This is a genomic window from Saccharomonospora saliphila YIM 90502 (assembly GCF_000383795.1).
Lineage (GTDB): Bacteria > Actinomycetota > Actinomycetes > Mycobacteriales > Pseudonocardiaceae > Saccharomonospora > Saccharomonospora saliphila.
The window spans coordinates 1,722-11,800 of sequence record NZ_KB912623.1 but is presented as its reverse complement, the minus strand read 5'-3'; the positions used below and the strand labels follow the sequence as shown (position 1 = coordinate 11,800).

Below are 10,079 nucleotides of genomic sequence, written 5' to 3'. Positions count from 1 at the left end.
CCGGCGGCGCTGCGGGTCATGGTCGCGCACGGCGCGCGTGCGGACCGGATCGAGGTGCTGCTCGGTCCGTCCGTCTGCGGCGCCTGCTACGAGGTGCCCCGGGAGATGGCCGACGATGTGGAGACCCACCTTCCGGGCAGCGCCTCCCGCAGCCGGGCGGGCACCCCCGCGCTCGACCTGCGGGCCGGACTGTGGCGGCAACTGGCCGACCTGAGCGTCGGCCGGATCGGAGTGGACCCGCGGTGCACGGTGGAGGATCACACGTTGTTCAGTCATCGCCGGACGGCGCCGACGGGCAGGATCGCGGCGCTGACGTGGTTCGAAGCGTGACGGCGCGGCGTCACGACGAGGTCGCCTCCGCCCTGGCGGCCGTGCGCGACCGCGTCGCCGCGGCCTGCCGGGCGGCGGGACGGTCGCCCGAGGAGGTGCGCCTGCTGGCGGTGACCAAGACCTTCCCGGCCAGCGATGCCGCCGTGCTCGCCGATCTGGGGATCACCGACCTCGCGGAGAACCGCGACCAGGAGGCGGCGGCGAAGGCCCGGGAGTTCGCCCGGCTGCGCCCCGACGTGGCGCCACGCTGGCACATGGTGGGCCGGTTGCAGCGGAACAAGGCGCGGTCGGTGGCCCGATGGGCCTCCGAGGTGCAGTCGGTGGACTCGGCACGGCTGGCAGACGCGCTCGCCAAGGCGGTGCGGGCCGCGTGGGACGCGGGTGAGCGGGACCGGCCGCTGGACGTGCTGATCCAGGCGAGTCTCGACGACGACCCGGACCGCGGGGGCTGTCCGCTCGACCAGGTCCGCGAACTCGCCGACCGTATCGCGCGGTGGGGTGATTTTCTCCACCTGCGCGGTCTCATGGCGGTGGCCCCGCTGGGGGCTGACCCGGGCCCCGCGTTCGCCCGCCTTTCCGGCGCTGCGCAGGAATTACGCCGGGAACACCCCGGCGCGACGGACCTGTCCGCGGGCATGAGTGGTGACCTGGAACAGGCGATCGGGTACGGGTCGACGTGTGTGCGTGTCGGAACCGCGCTCCTCGGGGGGCGCGGTCTAGCCTCGCCGTAGCTAGGGTCGACCGAGCGAACCGTTCGGAGCCGATGTGGCCGGCAGTGGCCGCCGCGTCGGCGGACGCCGGGCCGGGTAGCCCGGAACCGGTGGGGCCCGGGACGGGTCCAAGGAGGAACGGAACCGGTCCGCCGGGCGGTATCGCGGAGGGCGAGGGAGAGGCATGAGCGCGTTGCAGAAGCTGAAGGCCTACTTCGGGATGGTTCCCGCCGAGGACGACTACGAACTCGACGACGACTACCGGAGGGACTACTCCGGCAGCGGCTACGGCTCCTACGACGACGGCTCCTACCCGGAGGCGCCACCGCGCCGCTCGCGGCCTCGTTACCACGTCATGGACGAGTTCGAGGAGGCGGAGAACACGCGCACGCGGCGCCCCGCGCCGCGGGTTGAGCCGACGGTGCACGGTTCCCTGGCCGTGGACCGGCAGCCGGAGCCGGTGTCGCGGCTGCGCCCTGCGGCCGCCGAACCCGCGCGTCAGGCGGCGCGGGACCCACTGAGCCGGATCATCACGCTGCACCCGACCAGTTATGGCGAAGCCCGCGAGATCGGGGAGGCCTACCGGGACGGCGCTCCCGTGATCATGAATCTGACCGAGATGGAGAACGCCGACGCCAAGCGGCTCGTCGACTTCGCGGCAGGTCTCGCGTTCGCCCTGCGCGGGTCGATGGACAAGGTCACGAACAAGGTGTTCTTGCTCTCACCGCCGGATGTCGACGTGACGGCCGAGGATCGCAAGCGGATCGCCGAGGGTGGGCTCTTCCTCCGCCACTGAGGTCGCCTTGGCCGTGTGGCAGAGTGGTTTTCGTGCTCACCGTCCGGCTGATTCTGTTCTGGCTGCTCTTCGCCTTTTGGCTGCTGCTCACGGCGCGCATCGTCGTGGAACTCGTGCGCGCGTTCGCCCGTGACTGGCGTCCCACGGGAGGGGTTGCGGTCGCGCTCGAGACCATCTACACAATGACCGACCCACCGGTGCGACTCGTGCGACGCATCATCCCTGTCGTACGGATCGGCGGCGTGGGGCTGGACCTATCGATTATGGTGCTGCTGTTGGTTGTGTTCATAGGGATGCAACTGGCACTGCCCGGGTAGCGGGGAACCCGGCACGACCGGCAGCCATGGAGTGCGTGAGGTGATCTGATGTCGTTGACTCCTGCTGACGTGCATAACGTCGCGTTCAGCAAGCCTCCGATCGGCAAGCGGGGCTACAACGAGGACGAGGTGGACGCCTTCCTCGACCTGGTGGAAACCGAGCTCGCGCGACTGATCGAGGACAATACCGAGCTGCGGCAGCAGGTCGAACAACTTGATGCAGAGTTGGAATCGACTCGTAGCGAGCTGGAGTCCGCGAAGTCGTCGGGCTCCGGGCAGAGCTCCGCGCAGGACGAGGCGCCCTCACGCAGGCTGGCCCCCGTTCCCCCGCCTGCCTCCGCGATGGAACAGACGCAGGCCAACGGGCTGACAGGGGAGAACGGCGAGCCGAACGTGCAGGCCGCGAAGGTGCTGGGGCTCGCACAGGAGATGGCGGACCGGCTCACGGCCGAGGCCAAGACCGAGTCCGACGGCATGCTCGCCGAGGCGAGGACGAAGTCGGAGCAGTTGCTCTCGGACGCGCGCTCGAAGGCCGACTCGACGGTGAACGAGGCACGCACGCGTGCGGAGACGATGCTCAACGACGCGCGGACCCGGGCCGAGACCCTGGAGCGTCAGGCGCGCGAGAAGGCGACCAACATGGATCGCGAGGCGCAGCGCAAGTACACCGAGACGATGAACAGCCTCAACAGCGAGAAGAGTGCGCTGAACAAGAAGATCGAGGAGCTGCGCACGATCGAGCGGGAGTACCGTACGCGGCTGCGCGGGTTCCTCGAGTCCCAGCTGCGTGAGCTCGACGACCGGGGCTCCGCCGCGCCGGCGTCGGCCTCGTCGTCCGGTCAGTCCGGCAGCGGGGACAGCGGCAGCTCGTCGAGCGGCGGCAGTGGACAGAGCTATTCCTTCGGCCCGAGGGCGGAGGCAGGCTGACGGCAGCCTCCCGGCGGCGACGCGTCGCGGTGCCGGGCCCCTCGGCGGGTCGGCCCGCTCGCGCGGAGCGTGCGTGTTGTAATTCACTGTGCTCTTCCTCGTCCTTCTTCTGGTGCTGGCGGCCCTGGGGATGGTGGTGGCGGCACTCGTCACGGCCAGTTCCTTGTGGGCCTGGGTCTCGATCGGTGTGTCGGGTCTCGCCGGGGCGCTGTTGGTCGTCGACTGGCTGCGCCGACGCGGCGACGGAGCGGCCACCGGCGAACGCGCGACCGCGCGGGGCAGCGCGGCGGGGACGGCGGCGGCCGGGACCAGGGACCCCGATTCCGCGCCCACCGAGGCCGACGGCACCGAGGCCGACGACAGCGAGGCCGACGACAGCGAGGCCGACGGCACCACGGCCGACGACGCCGCGGTCGACGGCACCACGGTCGGTCGAACCACGGCTGGTGACGCCGAGGCCGGCGACACCACGGCCGGCCACGCCGACGACCGTGACACCCCGGCCGGTACCACGACGACCGGTGACCCTGCGCTCGGTAATACTGCGCCCGGTGACACCGGGGCCGGTGAGACCACGGCCGGTGAAGCCAAGGCCGGTGACATCGCGGCCGAGGGCTTGACGGCCGTGCACACAGCGGCCCACGGAACGGCGACCCACGGAACCGCGGCCCACGGGACGGCCTACGAAACCGCGGCCGACGGAACTCGGGCCGACCGAACCGGTGCCGGTGCGACCGAGACGGGGCAGGCCGGAACCGGCCGTGCTCGTGCGGAGGGCAGCGGGCCCGCCGGCAGCGACGAGGCCGTCGGCGCCGCCACCGTGGACGGCTCCGCGGTCTCCGGCTCGGGACGTGCGGGAGTCGGGCGGGACGGTGCGGGCAGGGACCGCGCCGGAAGGACCGCCCAGCTCGTCTCGTCGGGCGAGTTGACCGGGGCCGACGCCGACCCGCCCGAGGAGACGACCGACGCGACCGACGTGCGGATCGTCGCCGAGTCCGACGCCGAGGTGCTCGTGGTCGACGAGTACCCCCGTTACCACCTGTCCCACTGTGGCTGGCTCGGCAGGCGCGCCACGATCCCGTTGCCGGTGCGGGAAGCCCGCGAGCTGGGATTCTCGCCGTGCGCGCTGTGTGGTCCGGACGCGACGCTGGCCGCCGGGCATCGGCGGGCGCGGGAGCGACGGCGGTGATCCGCGTCATGCCGGTCGGGTGGGTCGGCTCCTCGCCCGAGACCGGTACCGGCTAATCTGTCAGGCACAGGCGCTGATCCGGCCATCACCGGGGAGCCTCCGGAAGAACGGGTGTGTCACGACGCGGATACCGGCCAGGCCGGGACGGCGGGCGCACCTCAGTAGAACCGGACGGGTCGGCCCGTCACAGCCGTGCGAATCGAGTGGCCCGCGCCGTGGTGGCGCGGGCAAGCGGGGTGGTACCGCGGTACGCGCGTCCTCGGCCGGTGAGGACGTCGTCTCGTCCCCGGCTGGGCCGTCACACGCGCACGGCCCGTGCGAGACAGCCGAACCGCGAGGAGCAGCCACCGATGTATCCCCAGGCCTCCGTCGGAAAGCAGGCCGCCGACCAGGTTCCCGCCCAGCCGTCGTTCCCCGACCTCGAAAAGGACGTGCTGGCGTACTGGGAGGCCGACCGTACCTTCGCCGCCACCGTGGACGCGCGCGAGGCGGGCACCCACGGCGGCAACGAGTACGTCTTCTACGACGGCCCCCCGTTCGCGAACGGACTGCCGCACTACGGCCACCTGCTGACCGGCTATGTCAAGGACATCGTGCCCCGGTACCAGACCATGCGCGGCAGGCGTGTGGAGCGGCGGTTCGGCTGGGACACGCACGGCCTGCCCGCCGAGCTCGAGGCCGAGCGGCAGCTCGGGATCACCGACAAGGCCCAGATCGACGAGATGGGCATCGCGGAGTTCAACCGCGCCTGCCGCGAGTCGGTGCTGCGCTACACCGCCGAGTGGCAGGACTACGTCACCCGCCAGGCGCGCTGGGTGGACTTCGACAACGACTACAAGACCCTCGACCTCTCCTACATGGAGTCGGTCATCTGGGCGTTCAAGCGGCTGTGGGACTCGGGTCTCGTCTACGAGGGCTACCGCGTGCTGCCGTACTGCTGGCGGGACGAGACGCCGCTGTCCAACCACGAGCTGCGCATGGACGAGGACGTCTACCAGAGCAGGCAGGACCCGGCGGTCACCATCGGCTACCGCGTCGAGGGCAACGACAACGACCTCGACGGTGCCTATCTGCTGATCTGGACCACGACCCCGTGGACGGTGCCGTCGAACCTCGCCACCGCCGTGCACCCCGAGGTGGACTACGTCGTGGTGCGCGCGCCGGACGGAACCCGGTTCCTGCTGGCCGAGGCGCGGGTCGCCGCCTACGCCCGGGAGCTGGGCGACGAGCCGGAGGTGCTGGCCCGGTACCGGGGCGCCGAGCTGCTCGGCACCCGCTACGCGCCGCCGTTCCCGTACTTCGTCGGTCAGGCGAACGCCCACAGGGTTCTGGCCGCCGATTACGTCACCACCGACGACGGCACCGGGATCGTCCACATCGCCCCCGCCTACGGCGAGGACGACAAGGTGGTCACCGACGCCGCCGGGATCACCCCGGTGACGCCGGTGGACACCCGGGGCCGGTTCGACGCGCAGGTGCCCGACTACGAGGGCCTAACCGTCTTCGACGCCAACCCCGAGATCATCCGGGACCTCAAGAACGGCACCGGGTCGGCGGGCGCGCAGCGGGCGATCCTGCTGCGGCACGAGACCTACGAGCACTCCTACCCGCACTGCTGGCGGTGCCGGAACCCGCTGATCTACCGCGCCGTGTCGTCCTGGTTCGTCGCGGTGACGAAGTTCAAGGACCGCATGGTCGAGCTGAACCAGCAGATCACCTGGTACCCGGAGCACGTCAAGGACGGGCAGTTCGGCAAGTGGCTCGAGAACGCGCGGGACTGGTCGATCTCGCGTAACCGGTATTGGGGCACGCCGATCCCGGTGTGGATCTCGGACGACCCGAACTACCCGCGCGTGGACGTGTACGGCTCGCTCGACGAGCTGGAGCGTGACTTCGGTGTGCGCCCTGCCGACCTGCACCGGCCGCACATCGACGCCCTCACCCGCCCCAACCCGGACGACCCGGAGGGCAGGGCCACGATGCGCCGGGTGCCGGACGTGCTGGACGTGTGGTTCGACTCCGGATCGATGCCGTACGCGCAGGTGCACTACCCGTTCGAGAACGCGGACTGGTTCGAGCACCACTACCCGGGCGACTTCATCGTCGAGTACATCGGCCAGACGAGGGGATGGTTCTACACCCTCCACGTGCTGGCCACGGCGTTGTTCGACCGGCCCGCCTTCCGGACCTGCGTTTCGCACGGCATCGTGCTCGGCTCCGACGGGCAGAAGATGTCGAAGTCGCTGCGCAACTACCCGGACGTCACCGAGGTGTTCAACCGCGACGGCTCCGACGCGATGCGCTGGTATCTCATGGCCAGTCCGATCCTGCGCGGCGGCAACCTGATCGTCACCGACAAGGGCATCCGCGACTCTGTCCGGCAGGCGGTGCTGCCGCTGTGGAACTCGTACTACTTCCTCGCTCTGTACGCGGGCGCGGAGGGCATCACCGGCCGCGTGCGCACCGACTCCGATCACGTGCTCGACCGCTACCTGCTGGCCAAGGCCCACGAGCTGGTGACCGACGTCGGCGCGGCGATGGACGCCTACGACATCGCGGGTGCCTGCGCCCGGGTGCGCGACTTCCTCGAGGTGCTGACCAACTGGTACGTGCGCCGCTCCCGCGACCGGTTCTGGGCGGGCGACGTCGACGCGGTGGACACTCTGCACACCGTCCTCGAAGTGGTGTGCCGCACCGCGGCGCCGTTGCTGCCGCTGACCACCGAGGCGGTCTGGCGCGGGCTGACGGGTGGTCGCTCGGTGCACCTGTGCGACTGGCCGCTGGTCGACGAGCTGCCCGCCGACCCGGCCCTGGTGTCGGCGATGGACCGGGTGCGTCAGGTGTGCTCGTCGGCGCTGTCGCTGCGCAAGGCGAACTCGCTGCGCGTGCGCCTGCCGCTGGCGAGCCTGCTGGTCGCCGCCGACGATGCCGAGGCGCTGCGGCCTTTCACCGACATCGTCCGGGACGAGGTCAACGTCAAGTCGGTGCGGCTGACCACCGACGTCGCCACCCACGGCGAGTTCGAGGTGGCGGTGAACGCGCGTGTGGCGGGCCCCCGGCTCGGCAAGGACGTGCAGACGGTGATCAAGGCGGTCAAGGCGGGCGACTGGACCACCAGCGACACCGGTGCCGTCGTGGCCGCCGGGATCGAGCTGGCCGAGGGCGAGTACGAGCGGCGCCTGGTCGCCAAGGACCGGGGCGCGGCCGCCGAGCTGCCGAACGGGTCCGGGCTCGTGGTGCTCGACACCGAGGTGACCTCCGAGCTGGCCGCCGAGGGCGTGGCGCGCGACCTCGTGCGCGTGGTGCAGCAGGCGCGCCGCGACGCCGCGCTGGACGTGGCCGACCGGATCGGCCTCACCGTCGACGCGCCCGCTGAAGTGGTGGACGCGGTGCGGCCGCACGAGCGGTTCCTCGCCGAGGAGACGCTGGCGACCGAGGTGGCCTACGGCGGTGTCGCGAACGGGTTCGCCGGCACCGTCGGCGACGGGGCGAAAGTCACCGTGGCGGTCACGCCGCGGCGCTGACGGGCGGGCGACGAGGTGGTGTGCCGGGTGCGCGCCCGGGCACTCGGGGTGCGTGGCCGTGCTCACGATGTCGTGAGTGGGCCGCGGGCTCGGGATAAGATCGTGGAGGTGCGCGACGACGGAGGCCGGGCCGCCGCCCGCCTGGCCAGGCTGAGAGCAGCCGGTCAGGACTGATCGCGCCGAACGAGAGGTGATATGGACGACCTGCCCCTCGTGCTGGGTTCGGGCGCGCTGGTCCTGCTCGCCTCCGTGTTCGCGGTGCGCTTCTCCATCCGGCTCGGGCTGCCGTCGCTGCTGATCTACCTCGGGATCGGGCTCGTCATCGGGGAGGCCGGGCTCGGCGTCCAGTTCGAGAATCCCGAGCTGACGCAGAGCCTCGGCCTGGCCGCGCTGGTGATGATCCTGATCGAGGGTGGACTGACGACCGACTGGCGGGAAGTCCGCCCGAACGTGGGGCCGGGCATCGCACTGTCCACAGTGGCTGTGGGCGTGACCGTCGTCGTCACCGGGGCCGCCCTGCACTGGCTGTTCGGCCTCGACTGGCAGACGGCCCTGCTCTGGGGCGGGGTGCTGGCTTCCACGGACGCCGCGGCGGTGTTCTCGGTGCTGCGCTCGGCGGGTATCGGCAAACGCCTTTCGAGCATCCTCGAGCTGGAGTCCGGTCTCAACGACGCCCCCACCTACATCGTGGTGGTGCTGCTGGCGACCGGGACCATGGTGGACTGGAGCCTGCCGCTGCAGCTGGTCTACCAGCTCGCGGTGGGCGGGGTCATCGGGTTCGCTCTCGGCTGGGTCGGCGCGTGGGCGTTGCGCCGGGCCGCGTTGCCCGCGACGGGCCTCTATCCACTGGCGACGGTGGCGACGTGTGTGATCGCGTACTCGGGTGCCCAGTTCGCCCTCGCCTCGGGACTGCTGGCCACCTACGTCGCCGGTGTGGTGCTGGGCAACTCGCGGCTGCCGCACCGCTCGAACACGTTGTCCTTCGCCGAGGGGTTCGGCTGGATCGCCCAGATCGGCCTGTTCGTGCTGCTGGGCCTGTTCGCCTCGCCGTCCCGCCTGCTCGACGCCGTCGTGCCGGGACTGGTGGCCGGACTGCTGGCGTTGCTGGTCGCACGCCCGGTCAGCGTGCTGCTGTCCACCCTGCCGTTCCGGGTGCCGTGGCGCGAGCAGGTGTTCCTGTCCTGGGCCGGGCTGCGCGGCGCGGTGCCGATCGTGCTGGCCACCATCCCGCTCGCCGAGGGCCGGGAGGGCGCGCAACTGCTCGTGGACGCGGTGTTCGTGGTGGTCATCGTGTTCACCCTGTTGCAGGCTGCCCTGCTGGGCCCACTGGCGAAGATGCTCGGCGTGGCGACGGCGTCGGAGCCGAAGGAGATCCAGGTCGACGCCGCGCCGCTGGACGAGCTGGGTGCCGTCCTGCTCCAGGTGCGCATCCTGCGGGGTTCGCGTCTGCACGGCGTCTACCTCGCCGAGCTGCGCCTGCCGAAGGGGGCCAGCCTCAGTCTCGTGGTGCGGCGGGAGGAGGGCTTCACGCCGGAGCACACGACGCGGCTTCAGGAGGGTGACGAGCTGCTCGTGGTCACCACCCAGGCGGCGCGCACGGCGACCGAACGCAGGTTGCGCGCGGTCGATCGGGCGGGCCCGATCGCCCGGTGGAAGGGAGAGCGGGGAGACTGACCGTCCGTGACGACGGATCGCACCGGGACTCCACGCTCGTATCCGGGACCGCGGCGGGGACGGCGCCGGGGGCCGCCGCGCGGGACGGTGCCGGGCTCGGTGCCGCCCGGGGCACTGCTGGCCGGGATGATGCTGCTCGTGGCCTCCGCCACCGGATTGCGCACGCCTCCGGCATCGGGCTGGCACCCGCTGACCCACCCCGGGGGAACGCTGACGCTCCACCCGGCGGTGGCCGAGGCGGTCAGGCGAGTGGTCCCGCCGATCGCCGGGTTCGCGCCGGTGGAGGCCGGGTGGTTGCTGCTCGCGCTCGGGCTCGTGGCCCGGTCGTATGCGCACGGCGCATGGCCTCCGCACGCTTTCGGTATTGGACGTATGGCCCCGGAGAGGTCAGGCTCACAGCAATCGGGATGTGAACTCCCGGTTTCGAGTGACGAACCAGTTTCGGGGTGTAGTGAGGTGGAACGGCGAATGCCCACGGACTTCGACGTCGTGGTGGTCGGAGGCGGGGCGGCAGAAGGACGTGAGGGTTCAACTCCCTCCTCGCCCACCGCGAACCCCCGTTCCCGGCCAGGGACGGGGGTTTTCTCATGCCCGCCCCGAGGCGGAGCGCGC

General features: G+C 71.3%; 8 protein-coding genes. All 8 read left to right on the top strand.

The window, feature by feature from the left end; translation table 11 throughout:
• On the top strand, positions 1 to 330 hold a 330-nt coding region (locus SACSA_RS0103390; protein ID WP_019813503.1), incomplete at its 5' end, for a laccase domain-containing protein.
• Entirely contained in the window at positions 327 to 1,061 is a 735-nt protein-coding gene (locus tag SACSA_RS0103385) for a YggS family pyridoxal phosphate-dependent enzyme (RefSeq protein ID WP_019813501.1), read from the top strand. The genes SACSA_RS0103390 and SACSA_RS0103385, both read left to right, overlap by 4 nt.
• 163 nt (positions 1,062 to 1,224) lie before the next feature.
• On the top strand, positions 1,225 to 1,836 hold the full coding sequence (locus SACSA_RS0103380) for a cell division protein SepF (RefSeq protein ID WP_019813499.1): 612 nt from the start codon (positions 1,225 to 1,227) through the stop codon (positions 1,834 to 1,836).
• Positions 1,837 to 1,868: 32 nt separating this feature from the next.
• Positions 1,869 to 2,153, top strand: a complete 285-nt coding sequence (locus tag SACSA_RS0103375; RefSeq protein WP_028661491.1) for a YggT family protein — start codon at positions 1,869 to 1,871, stop codon at positions 2,151 to 2,153.
• 48 nt (positions 2,154 to 2,201) lie between these two features.
• Entirely contained in the window at positions 2,202 to 3,080 is an 879-nt protein-coding gene (gene wag31 / locus SACSA_RS0103370) for a DivIVA-like cell division protein Wag31 (RefSeq protein WP_028661490.1), read from the top strand.
• Positions 3,081 to 3,168: 88 nt separating this feature from the next.
• A complete protein-coding gene (locus tag SACSA_RS0103365; protein WP_019813493.1) occupies positions 3,169 to 4,269 on the top strand; it encodes a hypothetical protein in 1,101 nt (366 codons plus the stop codon).
• Between the two features lie 350 nt (positions 4,270 to 4,619).
• Positions 4,620 to 7,793 carry an isoleucine--tRNA ligase gene (ileS, locus tag SACSA_RS0103360; RefSeq protein ID WP_019813490.1) on the top strand — a complete coding sequence of 1,058 codons (3,174 nt, stop codon included), beginning with the start codon at positions 4,620 to 4,622 and terminating at the stop codon, positions 7,791 to 7,793.
• A gap of 195 nt (positions 7,794 to 7,988) precedes the next feature.
• Positions 7,989 to 9,467: a potassium/proton antiporter gene (locus tag SACSA_RS0103355; protein WP_019813488.1), complete on the top strand. Its 1,479-nt coding sequence runs from the start codon at positions 7,989 to 7,991 to the stop codon at positions 9,465 to 9,467.
• Positions 9,468 to 10,079: the final 612 nt, after the last annotated feature.

Excerpts from the sequence above, each read along its gene's own strand:
- SACSA_RS0103380 (WP_019813499.1), top strand. The coding sequence starts at position 1,225 with ATGAGCGCGTTGCAGAAGCTGAAGGCCTACTTCGGGATGGTTCCCGCC.
- wag31 (WP_028661490.1), top strand. The coding sequence starts at position 2,202 with ATGTCGTTGACTCCTGCTGACGTGCATAACGTCGCGTTCAGCAAGCCT.
- ileS (WP_019813490.1), top strand. The coding sequence starts at position 4,620 with ATGTATCCCCAGGCCTCCGTCGGAAAGCAGGCCGCCGACCAGGTTCCC.
- SACSA_RS0103355 (WP_019813488.1), top strand. The coding sequence starts at position 7,989 with ATGGACGACCTGCCCCTCGTGCTGGGTTCGGGCGCGCTGGTCCTGCTC.